This window comes from Desulfotignum phosphitoxidans DSM 13687, from assembly GCF_000350545.1.
GTDB classification, from domain to species: domain Bacteria; phylum Desulfobacterota; class Desulfobacteria; order Desulfobacterales; family Desulfobacteraceae; genus Desulfotignum; species Desulfotignum phosphitoxidans.
On sequence record NZ_APJX01000010.1, the window covers coordinates 104,926 to 122,055 of the forward strand.

Annotated in this window: 15 protein-coding genes; 5 read left to right on the plus strand and 10 right to left on the minus strand. The window is 51.4% G+C overall.

The genetic code is table 11. The features are described from left to right. Positions 1-44: 44 nt before the first annotated feature. From DPO_RS18765 to DPO_RS18800, 8 genes are all read right to left on the minus strand, one after another. Complete coding sequence (locus DPO_RS18765; protein WP_006967908.1) at positions 45-2,237, minus strand: acetate--CoA ligase family protein; 2,193 nt, start codon at positions 2,235-2,237, stop codon at positions 45-47. After that, entirely contained in the window at positions 2,224-2,829 is a 606-nt protein-coding gene (locus DPO_RS18770) for a TetR/AcrR family transcriptional regulator (RefSeq protein WP_006967909.1), read from the minus strand. Before DPO_RS18770 ends, DPO_RS18765 begins: the two co-directional genes overlap by 14 nt. A gap of 209 nt (positions 2,830-3,038) precedes the next feature. Beyond that, positions 3,039-3,473, minus strand: a complete 435-nt coding sequence (locus tag DPO_RS18775) for a hotdog fold thioesterase (RefSeq protein WP_006967910.1) — start codon at positions 3,471-3,473, stop codon at positions 3,039-3,041. 17 nt (positions 3,474-3,490) lie between these two features. Next, entirely contained in the window at positions 3,491-4,660 is a 1,170-nt protein-coding gene (locus tag DPO_RS18780) for a divergent polysaccharide deacetylase family protein (protein ID WP_040012085.1), read from the minus strand. Continuing rightward, positions 4,650-5,984: a S41 family peptidase gene (locus DPO_RS18785; RefSeq protein WP_006967912.1), complete on the minus strand. Its 1,335-nt coding sequence runs from the start codon at positions 5,982-5,984 to the stop codon at positions 4,650-4,652. The genes DPO_RS18780 and DPO_RS18785 overlap by 11 nt, the downstream gene beginning before the upstream one ends. Positions 5,985-5,991: 7 nt before the next feature. Then, on the minus strand, positions 5,992-7,158 hold the full coding sequence (locus DPO_RS24145) for a murein hydrolase activator EnvC family protein (RefSeq protein ID WP_006967913.1): 1,167 nt from the start codon (positions 7,156-7,158) through the stop codon (positions 5,992-5,994). Then, positions 7,125-8,000, minus strand: a complete 876-nt coding sequence (gene ftsX, locus DPO_RS18795; RefSeq protein WP_006967914.1) for a permease-like cell division protein FtsX — start codon at positions 7,998-8,000, stop codon at positions 7,125-7,127. Before ftsX ends, DPO_RS24145 begins: the two co-directional genes overlap by 34 nt. Positions 8,001-8,022: 22 nt before the next feature. After that, complete coding sequence (locus DPO_RS18800) at positions 8,023-8,730, minus strand: cell division ATP-binding protein FtsE (RefSeq protein WP_006967915.1); 708 nt, start codon at positions 8,728-8,730, stop codon at positions 8,023-8,025. Between the two features lie 201 nt (positions 8,731-8,931). On the opposite strand from DPO_RS18800, the gene DPO_RS18805 reads away from it, so the two are divergent. Further along, positions 8,932-9,720, plus strand: coding sequence for a TatD family hydrolase (locus DPO_RS18805; protein ID WP_006967916.1), 789 nt, complete (start codon positions 8,932-8,934; stop codon positions 9,718-9,720). Positions 9,721-9,730: 10 nt separating this feature from the next. On the opposite strand, the gene DPO_RS18810 is transcribed toward DPO_RS18805, so the two are convergent. Together DPO_RS18810 and DPO_RS18815 are read right to left on the minus strand one after the other, a co-directional pair. Continuing rightward, the gene (locus DPO_RS18810) at positions 9,731-10,924 is read right to left on the minus strand and encodes a vWA domain-containing protein (protein ID WP_006967917.1); all 1,194 of its coding nucleotides are present in this window, start codon (positions 10,922-10,924) and stop codon (positions 9,731-9,733) included. Between the two features lie 12 nt (positions 10,925-10,936). After that, complete coding sequence (locus DPO_RS18815; RefSeq protein WP_006967918.1) at positions 10,937-11,788, minus strand: AAA family ATPase; 852 nt, start codon at positions 11,786-11,788, stop codon at positions 10,937-10,939. A 231-nt stretch (positions 11,789-12,019) separates the two neighbouring features. Here DPO_RS18815 and tatA point away from each other — a divergent pair, with 231 nt between their 5' ends. From tatA to glnA, 4 genes are all read left to right on the plus strand, one after another. Continuing rightward, a complete protein-coding gene (gene tatA / locus DPO_RS18820; protein WP_006967919.1) occupies positions 12,020-12,205 on the plus strand; it encodes a twin-arginine translocase TatA/TatE family subunit in 186 nt (61 codons plus the stop codon). Between the two features lie 302 nt (positions 12,206-12,507). After that, complete coding sequence (gene glnD, locus DPO_RS18825) at positions 12,508-15,135, plus strand: [protein-PII] uridylyltransferase (RefSeq protein ID WP_236609996.1); 2,628 nt, start codon at positions 12,508-12,510, stop codon at positions 15,133-15,135. A 1-nt stretch (position 15,136) separates the two neighbouring features. Beyond that, on the plus strand, positions 15,137-15,475 hold the full coding sequence (locus tag DPO_RS18830) for a P-II family nitrogen regulator (protein WP_006967921.1): 339 nt from the start codon (positions 15,137-15,139) through the stop codon (positions 15,473-15,475). 51 nt (positions 15,476-15,526) lie between these two features. Then, complete coding sequence (gene glnA / locus DPO_RS18835; protein ID WP_006967922.1) at positions 15,527-16,939, plus strand: type I glutamate--ammonia ligase; 1,413 nt, start codon at positions 15,527-15,529, stop codon at positions 16,937-16,939. Positions 16,940-17,130: the final 191 nt, after the last annotated feature.

The window sequence follows — 17,130 nt, forward strand, 5'->3', positions numbered from 1 at the left end:
TCACACCTTAGAACAAAACCGGATAAGTTTCAACCGGGATCTTTTTACCCTTGTTTGTGGCGCCATTCCTGGTATTGATGCATGGCAGACAGACATTTTACCGCCCGTTCCGGAGAAGCGAAAAACACGCCTTTGTAATCCAGATCATCGAACCGGTAAAGGGTTTTGCTGGCGCCATCCGTCAACAGGCTCACTCCTAGCACCGGCTTGTTGTATGTATGGGTCATCTGCACCACAAACCGGGTGTAATCTTCTTCGATTTCCAGCACGACCTGTTTGAAATTCGCCACCTGATCTGCAGTGATGGACGGGTCGGTATTGGAAACCGATTGAACCATATTGTTGACCAGGACCCGTTTGCCGTGGATTCCCAGGTGAATGACCGCATCACACCCGTCCCATTTGAGCAGTTCTTCCAGACAATTTTTAGAAATATCCGGGTTTCCTTCTCCCACGATATCCACGGGATTGCCATGGCTCCAGAAATCGGGCAGTACCCTGTTCAGTCTGTCGATAATCTCTTCAGGCAGCGGCGGCACAATCAGCCCGTGCTCCGCACAAAGGTCGGCAGCAACCACGCCCCAGCCCCCCCCCAACGTCATGATGGCCACCCGGTTGCCTGAGGGCAGCGGCAGCGAGGAAAACACCGCAGACAGATCCAGCAGTTCCAGAGGTTGTTCCACCTGGATAATACCGGACTGCCGGCAGGCGGCGTCAAATACTTTTGCATTCGATGCCATGGCACCGGTATGACTGGCGGCCGCCTGTTTTCCCTGCTCGGTGCGGCCTCCTTTTAGCACCACCACCGGTTTTTTCTGCGACACCCGCCGGGCACTGTTGAAAAACCGCCGGCCATCTTTGACACTTTCGATATACAGCACCACGGTGCGGGTCAATGCATCGATTTCAAAGGCTTCCATGTAATCCTCAATGGTGACCATGGCTTCATTACCGGATCCGGAAAAAGCCCGGATACCGATATCCTGCTGTTCAGCAAACGCCAGCAGCTGGGTCCCCATATTCCCGGACTGACACACCAGGGCCGTGGACCCGGGCAGCGGATACGCATGGGCCGCAGTGCAGTAAAGCTGTACATGGGGATTACACAGCCCCATGGTGTTGGGTCCCAGCACCAGAATACCGGCTTGTGCCGCAGCATCCACCACCTCTTTTTCCAGGGCCGCCCCTGTTTCTCCCACTTCCCGGAACCCGGAGGTGACCAGCAGCATGCCTTTGACGTTTTTGGCAGCCAGCTCGGGGATCAGTCCTTTGACATGCCGGGCCGGCACGGTCACCACGGCCAGGTCCACATCTTCAGGAATATCTGATACCGACCGGAATACCGGCCGGCCCATGATGGGCGCTCCCTTGGGATTCACCAGATAGATCCGGCCTTTGTAATCCCGGGACAGGGTGTTGGTGGGCAGCATATGGCCCCATTTGCCGATGGTGGCCGATGCCCCCACAAAAGCGATGGTTTCCGGATAAAAACAGGCGCCCAGGGTTTTCAGATCTACGGGGTGCCGGAAAATTTCTGTTTTTTGAACGTGTTGAAGGGCAATCAGCCCGTCCACAGCCACCGGCCGGCCGTCCGGCGCAATGATTAAAGGATTGATATCGATTTCCCGAATTTCCGGCCGGGAAAGCGCCAGATCTGAAAGTCCTTTTAAGACCGTTTTCAATGTCTGCAAATCACAGGCGGATTCTCCCCGGAATGCGTTGAGCAGATCCGCACCGGGAAAAGAAGTCAGCATGTCGTCCATATCCGCATCCGTCAACGGCGCGATCTTGAACACCACCGCCTTAATTGCTTCGGTAAAGATGCCCCCCAGACCGAACATAACCACCGGCCCGAACTGGGGATCCCTGAACATACCGGCCACCAGCTCTCTTTTTCCCTGGACCATGGGCTGTACCAGAAATCCTTCCAGGTCCTTGCCGGCCCGATCTGTCATTTTCCGGGCCGCCGTCTCAACCTGCGCAGCCGTGGCCAGACCCGGACAGACCAGCCCGGCTTCGGTTTTATGCAAAATCGTTGAACCAAATCCTTTGAGAACCACGGGAAATCCAAGTTCACGGGCCGCATCCGCTGCTTTTTGTGCGGTTTTTACCGCAATTTCCGAAACCACGGGCATGCCGGCCGCCTTGAAAATCCGTTTGGCATCGGCTTCCGTGAGTGCAGACTGATTATTTTGGGCTGCGGCCGCCAGAATCGCGTCAATTTCAATGACATCCATGATGTTTCACTCCGTTGAATATAATGTCCACAATGCCGCCGGCTGCGGCGGTCACATCCATTTTTTTGTCAAATATCACCTGTTTGAGGCAAGTGTGCTCAATGGCCCCGAGAATGACCTTTTGCAACAAAAAAGGATCCATGTCCGGCCGAAGTTCCCCTGTTTCCATGCCTTCCCGGATGATATCCAGAATGGTTCTTGCATATATTTTCACCATGGCATAGGCCCCGGACTCAAAATAGGACAGGGAATTGCGCACTTCCAGCAGCAGGATCCGGGCCAGTACCCGGTTGTGGGTATAGCTGTCCAGGCTGGCAAAAATAATGGCTTCCAGCTTCCCGATACAGGTCTGTTTTTCCTGGATACCGGCTTCAATTCCGGCCTGAAACGCGGCGAAATGCTGATGCAGCACCTGATGGAGCAGGTCTTTTTTGTCCGTGAAATATTTATAGATCAACCCTTCGGTCACCCCGGCATTCCCGGCGATCTCCGCTGTGGTAATGGACTGGAAATCCTTGGTTTCCATGAGACGGGAAAACGCGGTCATGATCTTTATTTTTCCCGGCGGACCGGTTCTGGCGGGTGTTTTCATTATGCCTGCCCTTCTTTTAGTCGTGTTTCCAGCCAAAGGTGAGTGAAACTTACTTACAAAACATCGATCTGTCAAGCCTTGATTTAAATACCAGGTGAGTATTGGATGTTGGCCGATGGCGGGGGCGGGCTCTTGCCATGATTGCCCCTGTCCTTTGCCATTTGACAACGGGCATGCCGAAAAACCGGCAGGGATTCCGCCGATCCCGGCTATTCCGGCTGTACCACCGGCATCACTGCCATGGTAAGCCGGGACACACACACGGGTTCACCCGCCTCATTTTCAATAATGATGTCCCAGACATGGGTGGTGCGGCCCAGATGCACCGGCCGGACCGTGCCGATCACTTTTCCTTTGCGCACCTGCTTGAGATGGTTGGCGGTAATCTGAAGTCCCACGGAATAATGATCCGAGTCCAGGGCCAGATACGATGCCACGCTGCCCAGGGTTTCAGCCAGCACCACGGACGCGCCGCCATGCAGTATCCCCATGGGCTGAATGGTGCGGTGATCCACGGGCATGGCCGCACAGATAAAATCCGGCCCGAATTCAGTAAATTCAATGCCCATATGGCCCACAATGGTTTGATCGATGACCGGTGCAAACGGTGCCAGATTCAAAGGTTGTTTCCAGATCTGCGTCATTGGTTTCTCCTTGTCGATCAGCCGGGGATCATCACCATCCGGCTGGCAGGTACAATTTTAAATTCCCCTTTAATTTTGGACAGTTCAGCTTTCAAGGTTTTCAGGGTGGCGGGATAGGGATGACCAATACCGATGGCACTTCCATGTTTCCGGGCAATTTTTTTCAACTGGGCAAACTGACCGGTAATATAGGCTTGTTCCTGAATATTGTCTAAAAAAACGTCCCGCTCACTGAACGGTATCTGAAGCAGGCGGGCCGCTGCCCGGCATTGTGATTTGGGTGCGGTCATGGAATCAACAAAGAACAGATTTCTTTTCTTGAGGATGGTAAATACCTGATACATCTGGCCGGCTTCGGCGGTCAGGCGGGAGCCCATATGGTTGTTGACCCCGGATGCCCCGGGCACTTCATCTATATTTTTTTCCAGTTGCGCAATGAGCATATCCGGAGACATGCTTGTAAGCAAGGCCCCGGGACCGGGATTCACATCCGGATACTGGACCGGTTCCATGGGCAGATGCAGCATGATCAATGCCCCTTTTTCCCTGAGTATTCCTGCAATGGCCCGGCCATGGGGAGACCAGGGAAGAACCGAGAAACTGATATCGGGTTCCAGCGCATACAAAGCCATGGCCATCTTTTGATCATATCCGATATCATCGATAATCAGGGCGATTTCATACAGACCATCACCGCTTTCAGGAACCGGACGATGATCGGCTCCGGGTCGGGGAGGAGGCACGGTTTCTTCAAACACTTCATACAGGACCGGATGCCCGTTTTTTTCCATCAACCCGGACTGCGGTGTGATATGATCCGCTTCTTGAATATCCTTGACAACTTGGGGAGTTGGGTCTCCAGGCAATGATTTTTTCGGGAGTTCTGTTTTTTCAGGCGACTCAGTGGTCCGGGTGGCTGTATTTTCCCGGACAGGCGCTTTGGGTTGACGAATCAGCAGATCCGCCACCATGGCCCCGGTCAGACACACTGCCACCAGTACCATCAATCCGATCCCGATCTTTTTCAATTGAGACCTCAGATCGGTTGGTGGTTTTTTGCCGCTTTTGCGCCTGGACGCAGTTGATTTTTTTTTCCCGGCCGGTTTTTTGGCAGCTGCCGGTTTTTTGCCAACGGCTGTTTTTTTAGCACCCGCTGTTTTTCGGGAAGACGTTTTTTTACTTGTCATTGAGATTACTGAACACCCCGTAACTGATCAGAATATCAAGGGCCCGTTTCACTTGAACATCCTGAAGCAGCTTGGCCGATTCCTTGATCTGACGTTGTTGTTCAGATGCATCCGGAACTGTTTCTTTAGCAGACGGTTCTTCCGTATCTTCGGGACTCAGGCTGTGCGGCAGATCTTTCTCCTTTATCATCCGGTCGAATGCAGAGGCTTTTTTCCGGGTTTCTTCCAGAATCCCGGGATCCACCTCGACATCCGGCTGAATGCCTTTGGCCTGAATGGAACGGCCGTTGGGTGTGTAATATCTTGCAATGGTATATTTCAACCCATATCCATCCTTCAGAGGACGAACCGTCTGGACCGATCCTTTCCCAAAAGACGGTGTTCCCAGAATCAATGCCCGGGCATGATCCTGCAATGCGCCGGCCACGATTTCCGATGCAGAGGCAGATCCGCCGTTGATCAGCACGACAATGGGGTAATTTTTATCCGATCGGCCCGGATGGGCCTGATAGTCCTGATTGTCTTTCTGGTCCCGCCCTTTGATGGAAACAATTGTCCCGGCATTTAAAAAGAAATCCGCCATCTTGATGGCCTGGTCCAGCAGTCCCCCGGGATTGTCCCGCAGGTCGATCACAAGCCCTTTCAAAGGAGATGCTTCTGCTTCAATCGCTTCCAGCTGTTTCCCCATCTCTTCATGGGTATTCATCCGAAAATTGGTGACCCGAATATATCCGTATCCAGGAGCCAACAGGGCCGATCTGACACTGGTCATGGGAATCAGATCCCGTTTCAGGGTAAATTCCATGGGCGCCGGCTCATCCTCCCGGATAACGGTAATCATGACTTCTTCATGCCGGGGACCGCGCATTCGATTCACCGCTTCCCACAATGCCATGCCTTTGGTGGATTCGCCATCAATCTTGACAATGATGTCCCCGGCATAAATCCCGGCATCATAGGCCGGGGTCCCTTCGATGGGAGACACCACCGTTAAAATGCCGTCCTGGAGCGTAATCACAATACCGATCCCTGAAAACTCCCCTTTGGTATCATCCTGAAGGTCTTCAAACGCCTGGGGCGGCATAAAGCTGGAATGGGGATCCAGATTCTCCACCATCCCTTTGATGGCGTTGTGTATCAGGGTGTCTGCATCCACATCCTCCACATAATTGTTTTCCAGTTCCTCCAGAACCGCCACAAACAGTTTCAGCGATTCATAAGGGGGATCGGTCTCGGCATGGGCCACCGGGACAAAAAGATATATCAGCCCCAGGAACAATAAGGTTCCAAGGCATTTTGGAAAGGATAAAGATCGAATTGTCATGACTTTTTTATGCTCCTTTTTTTAACCATTTCAAGGGATCCACGGGTTTGCCATGATGCCTGAGCTCAAAATGAAGACACACGCCTTTCAGAGATCCGGTATCACCTAAGGTGGCGATCACTTCTCCGGCATTCACGGGATCTCCTTTTTTCTTGAACATTTCCTGTAAATGGGCATACAGGGTATAATAATTTTCTCCATGGTTGATAATAACCATATTGCCATACCCTTTCAGCCATTCAGCAAAGATGACATTGCCCCTGAATACAGACCGGACCGGTTCACCCTGTTCTCCTCTTATATCAATTCCACTCTGAAAAGTGAAGGATTTGTAATCACCGGACTGTCTGATTCCGAACCGGGATATGATTTTTCCGGCCACCGGCGGCATCAGGCGGCCTTTCTGGCAGGAAAACACAATCATATCCCGGTCGGACTTTCTGTGTTTTTCAAAACCGGCAATCTGCCGGTCCAGCGCATCCGCTGATTCTTTCAAGGATGCCAGGGCCGCATGGGCCATTTTTTTCTGATTCTGGACGGCATGCAGAATGGTTTGTTTTTTTTCAGACGTCCGGGTCATGATCTGGATCTCTTGGGCCAGATCCTGCTCAAGCTTATCCATGGCGGCTTTCTGTTCAGTCATCTGGGCTTCAAGGGCCCTGATTTGAGACAGGTCCTTGTTCAAATTGCCGATGATTTCATAATCCGCGTCCACCACCTGTTCCATGGCCCGCCGGTTCACCAGAAAATCGAACACCGTGGCCGGCCGTGCCATCATGTTCAGGCGGCCTGCCGCATGCATCCGGTATAGCGCAGCCAGACGATTCTGGGCATATGTCCGACGGTCATCGATCCGGCGGGACAGTTCCTGCCGGTCCGCCTGGAAAGCCACCATGGTTTTCTCCAGTTCTCTGATCCGGGATGACAGCATCTTCACCCGGATTCGGGCCTGATTCAGACGGTAATCGATGGCATCCAGATCCTGAATCAATCGGGTTTCTTTTTGGGAGAACTCACGAACCCGGGACTGTTCTGCGTGCATACGGGTTTCAATGGTTTGCTTTTCCTGTGTCAGAGAATCCAATGTGTCTGCCGGCAAACCGATCGGCAGGCCGCAGATCAGACCGCCTGACACCAGAATTATTTTAACAGTTGTCTTAAGGAAAGATAACATCCGAACCATCCTAAAAATGTACTGACAACCCAGATTCCCCCCATGGCGGTAACAGACAGAAACCGGACATCCAGATGAAACAGATCCCCCATGCTTTGGGAAATGCCCGAACATACGGCCAGATAGGCTGCAAAAAGAATCAGCAATCCCAGAATGCCGCCCACCGCTCCCTGAATCAGCCCGGTCACATAAAACGGCATTTTGATAAACCGGTCGGTTGCCCCTACCAGCCGCATGATCTCCACTTCCGACTGCCGGGAATGAAACACCAGCCGCACCGTGCTGGCAGTGATAAAAAAAGCGATCAATAAAAACAGCGCACACACGACATACCCGGTCAGCCGGAACAATTGAAATAAATCAAGCATCCGGGCCAGCCACTTCTGACCGTATTCCACGCTCTCCACCAGGTCCAGGGACTCGATCTGCCGGACAACGGCAGCAATGGGCTCAAACCCTTCCCGGGTCTGTATTTGAATTTCAAACGCATGGGGTAACGGATTTTCTTCCAGTGTATCCAGAAATCGGGTGGCCCCGGCCATCTGTGTTTTCAGACGCGCCAGGGCCTGGTCTTTTGAAACAAATGTGACCCGGACGATACCGTCCATCTGCGTGATGGCTGATGCCAGCTCCGGACGCATCTGTGTGGAAAATTCAGGCACCAGATACACCATGGCCCGGCCTTCCTGACTCCAGCCGTCCATGATCCGGCCCAGGTTTTCAAAAAACAGCAGACACAAAGAGACCATCAGAATGGACAACGAAATCGTCACCATGGTGATCAGATTTAAAAACCGGTTGGATCGGATATCTGCCAGGGCTTTATAAAAATAACGGATCATGACATACACGGTCCCTTTTGCTTCATATGGCGTATGGCTCCAGGCGGGTGGCGGATATCAGCCGGCCTTTTTCCAGCACAATGCTTCGGCCCGTCACCACGGTCTGCAATTGCTGAAGATGATGGCTGGCCACCAGAATCGTGCCCCCTTTTTTGTGGTATGCCAAAAGGATCTCCAGCACCCGCCGGGCAGATGCCTGATCCAGACTGCCCGTTGGCTCATCCGCCAGAATGATATCCGGATCTCCGGCCACGGCCCGGGCCACGGCCACCCGCTGCTGCTCGCCTCCGGACAGGGTGGGCGGCAGCATATGGGCTTTTTTTTCCATACCCGTGATCCTGAGTACATGCCTGACTTTTTTTCTGATAAATGACGGGTTTTTCCCGGCCACTTCCAGGGCTAACGCCACATTGTCAAACACGTTAAGGGTGGGGATCAGCTTGAAATCCTGAAACACCATGCCGAACCGCCGCCGCAAAAAAGGCAGCCGGGCCGGCGATATCCTGGAAAGATTCATGCCATCGATGAGAATCTGCCCGTCAGACAAGGTTTCTGCCAGGTACAGCACTTTGAGCAGCGTGGATTTCCCGGCACCGGACGGTCCGGAGATAAACACGAACTCACCGGGCTCAATGTCCAGGGACACATTGTGCAATGCCGGTTTGCCCCCATAGTGTTTGGTGACATTGAACAGCCGGATAATGGCGTTTTTTCCCGTGTCCAGGTTCATGATCTTTCCAATCCATCCGTGTTTGAATTGACACACCCCCACGTCCCTTTGATTGACTGAGGCCGAATTTACTGATATATACAGAATGTGTCAAGGAGTGCTGAAAACAGTTTTTCTTACACCCAAGCCTTCACTGGACCCGTAACCCGGCTTCTTCCAAACAGTGAAGGCTTTGTATTTAAAGCCATAAGGATACCTGTGATGATATTATTTGACTCTCACTGCCATATTGATGACCCTTGTTTTGAGCAAGACATGGATGCCATGTTTGAACGGGCACGCAACGCCGGGGTCCTTGCCATGACCATTGCCGGGGTGAATGCGGATATGACCCGGAAAGCCATAGATATTGCCGCCCGATATGACAATGTCATTACCGCCGTGGGGATTCATCCCCATGATGCGGCCCATTGCGCCCCGGACATCCTGGACGGTCTGATTTGCCTGGCAAAAGAAAACGGCTGTGTCAAGGCCTGGGGGGAAACCGGGCTGGATTTCAACCGCATGTTTTCCCCTCAAAAAGATCAGGAAGCCTGCCTCAAAGCCCAGCTGGCCATTGCCGGAGAACTGGACCTGCCGTTGATTTTTCATGAACGCGATTCCATGGGCCGGTTTTATGAGATTGTCAAATCCGAGGGTCCGGCCTCCAGAAAAGGGGTGGTCCACTGTTTTTCCGGCACCCGCAAAGAGATGTTCCAATACCTGGATTTAGGGTATCACATCGGTATCACCGGGATTCTGACCATCCAGAAGCGGGGCCGGCTGCTCCGGGAACTGGCGCCTTTGATTCCGGAAGACCGGATTCTCATTGAAACCGACGCCCCCTATCTGACCCCGGCCCCCCAGAAAAATAAAGTCCGCCGCAATGAGCCGGCTTTTGTGGCATCCGTGCTGACCACCCTGGCCCGGGTCCGGAACCAGGACCCCGAAGACCTGGCCGTTACCATTTTCAACAATACCAACCGGTTTTTCAGCACAAATTTTACCTGACCCGCTTCATCTAATCTTTGGCCATCAATTTTGTCACCGCTTTTTCCAGGCCGTCCAAAGACAGCTCAAACATCGGAAAAATGGTGTTGATGGTCATGATGGTATGGGTATATCCCCACATGGATTCGGGCACGGGATTGAGCCAGATGCTGTGGGGGAAGGTTTCGGCCAGAAATCTGAGCTGCTGAATACTGGGCCGGCCGCTGCGCTCACTGATATGAATGGAACCGTCATGGGCCATCAGCTCATAGGGTGCCATGCTGGCATCCCCCACAATGACCAGCCGGGTTTCCGGATCATTCCGGGTGAATTCCACAATTTTTTTGGGTTTCCTATATCGGGCCGGATCCTCCCACACATAGTCATAAATGGTGTTGTGGAAAAAATAGGTCTTGATCTCCTTGAACTGAGCTCTGGCATAATCAAACAGGGTCTGAACGATATCGATGTGTGGATCCATGGACCAGCCGCCGTTGTCGATGGCCAGAATCACCTTGAGCCGGTCCTTGAGGGCCCGGTCAAAAACCAGCTCGATCTCCCCGGCGTTGCGCATGGTTTCTCTGATGGTCTCATCCACATTCACCTGATCTTTGGGTCCGGCCGGCACCAGGTTGCGCAGCCGTTTCAAGGCTTCGCCGATATTGGCCTGGGTCAATGGGCCGGTCGTGGAGTAATCCTTGTACCGTCGCTCATTGGCCACCTTGACCGCAGATTTGTTCAAAGACTGGCCGCCCACCCGCATGCCCCCTGGATGATATCCGGAATGGCCCACCGGGGAATATCCGCCCGTGCCGATCCATTTGCCGCCCCCGTCATGACGTCCGTCCTGATCCTTGAGCCGTTTTTTGAAATACTCAATCAGCTCATCCGGTGTCATTTTATTGAGTTTGTCCTCATCGATGCCTAATGCATCCGCCACCATTTTCGGATTTTTAAGCCATTCATCCAGCAATCCTCTGGCAATTTCATCGATCTCAAATCCCTCATCATCCGGTAAAGGAATCCCTTCAAAATGATGGGCAAACACCTGGTCATACAGATCAAAATACCGTTCACTTTTCACCAGAATGGCCCGGGCACAGGTATAAAAATCATCCAGACCGGCCACCATGCCGTTATACAGGGCTTTCTGCAAGGTAAGAAATGCCGTGGGAGACACGGGAATGCCGACCTCTTTAAGGGTATAGAAAAATTTTACAAACATGGGGACAACCCCTTAAAACAAGCGTTTTCGAGACGTTAAATTCTGGGCCCGTTCATAATCGGGACTTTTTTTGAACAATACGCCGAGAAAGGGCAGTTTCCCGTTGATCAGGTCTTTCACCCGGAAATCCGGGTCCGCGTTCAAGGCCCTAATCCAGTTGATCAACTCCCTGGTGGCGGGTTTCTTTTCAATGCCGTCAATGTCCCGCATGCTGAAAAACGCCTTGATGGCATTATCCGCCAGTTTTTCATCCAGATCCGGAAAATGCACATGAATGATCTTGCGCATCATCTTGGGATCCGGAAACGCGATATGATGGAAATTACACCGGCCCAGAAACGGGTCCGACAGGTCTTTTTTGGCATTGGACGTGATGATGATCACCGGCCGGTGAGCGGCCTTGACGGTCTGGTCGGTCTCAATGATATCGTACTGCATCTGGTCGAGCACATCGAGCATGTCATCCTGAAAATCGGTGTCTGCCTTGTCGATCTCGTCGATAAGCAGCACGGTGCGCCGGGCCGCCACAAACGCCTGTCCGATCTTGCCCATTTTGATATATTCATTGATATTGCTCACATCCCGTTTGGAATCCCCGAACCGGGAATCATTGAGCCGGGTTAAGGTATCATACTGATACAGGGCCTCCACCAGTTTCATGCTGGATTTCACGTTCAAAACGATCAGGGGCATATCCAGACTTTCCGCAATGGCATAGGCCAGCATGGTCTTGCCGGTGCCCGGCTCTCCTTTGAGGAGCAGCGGCATTTCCAGCCGCATGGATATGTTGACAATGGAGGCCAGTTCCTGGTCCAGCACGTATTTGGTGGCGCCTTGAAATTCCTGGGTCATATTCTCATTCATGGGTCATTCTCTCCGAAAATCCAAAAGTTAAACGCATACACGGTAAAAATATGAAGCAAATCCTTTTTTTTCACAAGGAATTTATAAAAAATCCGGGTCTGCAAATCACTTAAAAACAAAAACGTAACTTTAATTTTAAGCCCGCAGATTCTAAACCATTGACACTGATGCGGCTTAGTGTTAAGAGATTTCAATTAATATTGACGGTCATGAAATAAATAGGAGAGTCCCATGATTGGTGGAATCGGAATGCCGGAACTGATAATTATCCTTGTCATCATCCTCATCATTTTTGGTGCGGGCAAACTGCCTGAAATCGGTGCCGGACTGGGCAAAGGGATAAAAAATTTCAAAAAAGCCACAAAAGAACCTCTGGAAGATACAGACAAAGAACCGGAGAAAATTGACAAAGAATAACCTGTTTTCCTGAAAATCTCTCTTCAATCTGACAGCCGGGCCGTTCTGTTACCCGGCTGCGCATCTATCCTCATTTTCCGGCACATCTTCTTAAAACAAGCATGAGACCGCACCCTTTTCCAAGGCCTGTTCAACAAAAATGTAATTTCATTTGACCTTTAACAGACATTTTTGTTATTTAATACCTGCTGTGTATTTTTTTTGTTGAAATTATTTGGGAAATTCCCGAAACATGCGGGAGAACCGGTTACCGGATAAAGGATGGCACGACCGTTGCTTAGATTTCAAAGACCATGAAAACCGTGACACACATATCAAATACCCCGGTCCGTAAAATGCTGGAAAAAAAACGACATCTGGTCCAGCGGTTTCTGGCGGATCTCGAACCGGATCTTCTGGGCAATCTGACCCGGGTTCTGGATGAATATGTTTTCACTGTGTATGAAAAAAGCATTACGGCCCGGAAGATGGTCATTTCCGGCCAGTCGTTTGCGGTCATCGCTTTAGGCGGATACGGCAGAAAAGAACAATGCATTCACTCCGACATCGACCTGCTCATTCTTTTTGATGACACCGTGCCCCCGGAGGTTGAGGCATTTGTTCAGGAAATCGTCTATCCGCTGTGGGATGCCCGGTTTGAGGTCGGTTATGCGGTGCGCCATATGGATGAGTGCATTGACATGGCATTTGAGCGGTTTGATATCTTAACCACGGTCCTGGACGCCCGGTTTATCTGCGGCAATTCTCTGATCTACTCCCGGTTCATGGAAAAATTCAGGCACGGGCTTTCCACCCGGTATTACAAACAGACCCTGGATTATCTGTTCAAACACGGCATCAAACGGCTGGAAAATTTTGGGGATTCCACCTTTCTGGTCACCCCGGATCTGAAATCCGGATTCGGCGGATTGCGGGATTACCACACCCTGCTGTGGTACGCCAAAATCAAATCCAATATCAAGGAACGCCGGGATCTGGAATATTACGGGTTTCTGTCTCATTTTGAATACCGGGCCCTGGATAAAGCATTGAATTACATCTGGCGGATCAGAAACTGGCTTCACCATATCACGGGCCGCAAATGCGACACCCTTCATTTTGAGTATCAGACGGAAATGGCGGAACGGCTCAACTACACCAATCAGGGCGGGCAGCCGGATGTGGAGATCTTTCTGGGAGATCTGCATGCAAAAATGGAATTCCTCAAGCAGATCAATCAGATCACGTTTGAAGACATCCTGACCAGCAGCCGCATCAGAAAGGAATCCGCCACACCCCGATTGACCCAAACCAGCGGACTGATCATCCGCAGGCGCCGGCTGTATTTTGCCAATACCGTGGTCATTCTCCAACGTCCGGAACTGCTGCTCAAAATTTTTCTGGAAAGCGGCCGGCGCAGGATTCCCCTGTCCATTGAAGCCAGACGCGTGGTGTCGGAATTCCTTCATCTGGTGGATGATGACATCCGGTCAGACCCGGACAACATCAAAATCTTCAAACAGATCCTGGCCCTGTCCTTCTGGGAGTTCAACGTGCTGAACGTGATGCTGTCCACCGGCATACTGGAACAGATCATCCCGGAATATCATGCCATCCGCAATAAAATTCAATACAATCACTATCATCTGTTCCCCGTGGACAAACACTCCATCCGCTGTGTCCAGGTGATCAACAGCTTCAGGGAACCGGGCACGGACATCAACACCAGCCTGTATGCCAATGTCTACAAGGAAATCAGAAACAAAAATCTGTTGCGGGTCACGGCCCTGCTCCATGATATCGGCAAATCCGATCCGGCTAAAGAACATTCCAACACCGGGGCTGAGATTGCCCGTCCCATTCTGGAACGGCTGGGATTCAAACCGGCTGAAACGGCTGATGCCCAGTTTTTGATCCGCCATCACCTGCTGCTGGCCAAAACCGCCACCCGCAGGGATGTGTTTGATGAGGAAACCGCTGTATATACTGCGGATAAAGTGGGCAAAATCCGGCTGCTGCGCATGCTGTTTCTGCTCACTGTGGCAGACTCCATGGCCACCGGCCCCAAAGCCTGGAACGAATGGACGGAAAACCTGATAAAAGATCTGTTCATGAAAACCATGCGCATTCTGAAAACCGGTGAACTGGCATCCAGAAAAGCCCAGCGTTTGATTCAACGCAAAAAAGAAGAAGTGACGGCTCTGCTGGGAGATATCTGGCAGGAAACAGATACATCCAAACAATTGGATGCCTTGTCAAAGCGCTATCTGCTCAATATGCCGGCCATTCATATCGCCGATCACATCAAACTGTATCAGAACCTGGGCAACCGGCAGTTTATCTGGCAGATTTCCCATGAAGATGACTCGGATATCCGTACAATATCCATCTGCGGCCGGGAAAAACCCGGATTTTACTCCAAAATCGCCGGCGTGTTTTTTCTCAACCGCATCAATATTGTGGCCTCCCAGGCATATCCTTTAGGAGACACCCATATTCTGGATATCTTCAAGGTCATGGCGCCCAGTGACCGGATCTTTGAAAAAGAAAAATGGGAAAAAGCAAAAAAGGATCTGTCCCAGGCGCTGGCGGATGATCATTTTCTGGATAAAGTGGTGGAGAAAATCCCGTCGCACATCACCATTGCTTCGGGCAGGCGCCCCGAACCCAACCAGGTGCGCATCGACAATGACACATCCAGCTTTTTCACCATTATTGAAGTGTTGACCTATGATTTTGCCGGCTTGCTGTTCACCATCACCAACACCCTTTACCGCTGCGGTGTCAATGTGAATGTGGCCATGGTGGGAAGCAAGGTGGATCAGATCATGGATATTTTCTATGTCCGGAGCCTGGAAGATGATCAGAAAATCCAGGATCCCGAAAAACTCAAACAGATTAAAACAGCCATATTGGATCGGCTCCCCCAGCTACATGCAAAGGAGGTATGAAATGAAAAAAATTGAAGCGGTGATCAAGCCTTTCAAGCTTGACGATGTCAAAGAAGCACTCAGTGAAATCGGTATTTACGGCATGACCGTCACCGAAGTCAACGGCTACGGCCGGCAGAAAGGACACAAAGAGATCTATCGCGGCGCGGAATATGTGGTGGATTTTGTGCCCAAAATCAAACTGGAAATCGTGGTGTCGGATGAGCGGGCCGAAGAAACCATTGAAACAGTCCGCAATGCAGCCAACACCGGCAAAATCGGGGATGGCAAGATTTTTGTGCTCCCCGTTGAAAAAGCCCTCCGGGTCAGAACCGGAGAAACCGACACAGATGCTTTGTAACCGGATGAACACACTGTTATTCTTATAAATTTAAAACCGAAAGGACAACACATGACTCCCAAAGAAGTAATCGCCATGGCCAAGGAAAACAATGCAAAAGTCGTCGACATCCGGTATATGGATTTCATCGGCACCTGGCAGCATTTTTCAGTACCTGTCAGTGAATTCACTGAAGCTGCGTTCGAAGACGGGTTCGGTTTTGACGGCTCGTCCATGCGGGCCTGGCAGGCCATCAACAACAGCGACATGATCGTGATTCCGGAACCTGAAACCGCCAGAATGGACCCGTTTTTCAAAGTGCCCACCCTGGCCGTCATCGGCAACATCCATGATCCCATCACCAGTGAATCCTATTCCCGGGACCCCCGGGGCATTGCCAAAAAAACCGAGCAATACCTGAAAACCACCGGCTTGGGTGATACTATTTTTGTCGGGCCTGAACCGGAATTTTTTATCTTTTCCAATATCCGGTATGCGTCTGAACCCCATGCCGCGTTTTTTGAGATCGATTCCCCGGAAGGACACTGGAACACGGGCACGGATGAAATGCCCAACCTGGGATATAAAATCAAACCCAAACACGGATATTTCCCTCTGCCCCCGGCCGACCAGTATCAGGACATGAGAACCGAGATGATGCTCACCCTGGAGAATTTAGGTATTGCCATGGAGTGCCAGCACCATGAAGTGGCGTCTGCCGGACAGTCGGAAATCGATCTGCGGTTCGATTCCCTGGTGAACATGGGAGACAGCCTGGCCTGGTTCAAATATGTGCTGAAAAACGTGGCCCATAAGCACGATCACACGGTCACATTCATGCCCAAACCCCTTTATGGAGACAACGGCACGGGCATGCACACCCACATGAGTTTCTGGAAAGACGGGAACCCTGTGTTTGCGGGCAACAAATACGCGGGTCTGTCCGACGAAGCCCTGTGGGCCATCGGCGGAATCATGAAGCACTGCAAATCCCTGTGCGCCATCACCAATCCCACCACCAACTCCTACAAACGGCTGGTGCCCGGATTCGAGGCCCCCATTAACCTGGCATACTCCAGCCGGAACCGGAGTGCGGCCATCCGTCTGCCCATGTATTCCAATTCTCCCAAGGCCAAACGCATCGAATTCAGGACCCCGGATCCCTCCTGCAACGGGTACCTGGCGTTTTCCGCCATTGCCATGGCCATGATCGACGGCATTCAGAACAAACTGGATCCGGGCGATCCCATGGATAAAAACATCTATGACCTGCCGCCCGAGGAACTGGCACAGATGGAATCTGCGCCCGGTTCTCTGGAAGAAGCACTTGAGGCACTCAAACAGGATCATGAATATCTGCTCAAAGGCGATGTGTTCACCAAAGATGTGATTGAACACTGGATCGACTATAAAATGAACAACGAGGTCAAACCGGTGATCAGCCGGCCCCATCCCCACGAGTTCTATCTGTATTTCGATATTTAGACGTTTCTTTGACAAAAGGGGTATCATTCAGGCAATGATACCCCTTTTGTCCTTATCTTTTGGTGCCCGATCATTTCCGGCATTTTTTTTAATGCAATCCCCTGAAAAATACGATATAAGAGAAACATTTTAATGAAATTATTCAAAGGGGCATTGCCGTTATATGGAAATTCTGCCTGATATCCGCGCAC

Coding starts and splice junctions, on each gene's coding strand:
- DPO_RS18765 (WP_006967908.1), bottom strand. CDS start 2,237: ATGGATGTCATTGAAATTGACGCGATTCTGGCGGCCGCAGCCCAAAAT.
- DPO_RS18770 (WP_006967909.1), bottom strand. CDS start 2,829: ATGAAAACACCCGCCAGAACCGGTCCGCCGGGAAAAATAAAGATCATG.
- DPO_RS18775 (WP_006967910.1), bottom strand. CDS start 3,473: ATGACGCAGATCTGGAAACAACCTTTGAATCTGGCACCGTTTGCACCG.
- DPO_RS18780 (WP_040012085.1), bottom strand. CDS start 4,660: ATGACAAGTAAAAAAACGTCTTCCCGAAAAACAGCGGGTGCTAAAAAA.
- DPO_RS18785 (WP_006967912.1), bottom strand. CDS start 5,984: ATGACAATTCGATCTTTATCCTTTCCAAAATGCCTTGGAACCTTATTG.
- DPO_RS24145 (WP_006967913.1), bottom strand. CDS start 7,158: ATGTTATCTTTCCTTAAGACAACTGTTAAAATAATTCTGGTGTCAGGC.
- ftsX (WP_006967914.1), bottom strand. CDS start 8,000: ATGATCCGTTATTTTTATAAAGCCCTGGCAGATATCCGATCCAACCGG.
- DPO_RS18800 (WP_006967915.1), bottom strand. CDS start 8,730: ATGAACCTGGACACGGGAAAAAACGCCATTATCCGGCTGTTCAATGTC.
- DPO_RS18805 (WP_006967916.1), top strand. CDS start 8,932: ATGATATTATTTGACTCTCACTGCCATATTGATGACCCTTGTTTTGAG.
- DPO_RS18810 (WP_006967917.1), bottom strand. CDS start 10,924: ATGTTTGTAAAATTTTTCTATACCCTTAAAGAGGTCGGCATTCCCGTG.
- DPO_RS18815 (WP_006967918.1), bottom strand. CDS start 11,788: ATGAATGAGAATATGACCCAGGAATTTCAAGGCGCCACCAAATACGTG.
- tatA (WP_006967919.1), top strand. CDS start 12,020: ATGATTGGTGGAATCGGAATGCCGGAACTGATAATTATCCTTGTCATC.
- DPO_RS18830 (WP_006967921.1), top strand. CDS start 15,137: ATGAAAAAAATTGAAGCGGTGATCAAGCCTTTCAAGCTTGACGATGTC.
- glnA (WP_006967922.1), top strand. CDS start 15,527: ATGACTCCCAAAGAAGTAATCGCCATGGCCAAGGAAAACAATGCAAAA.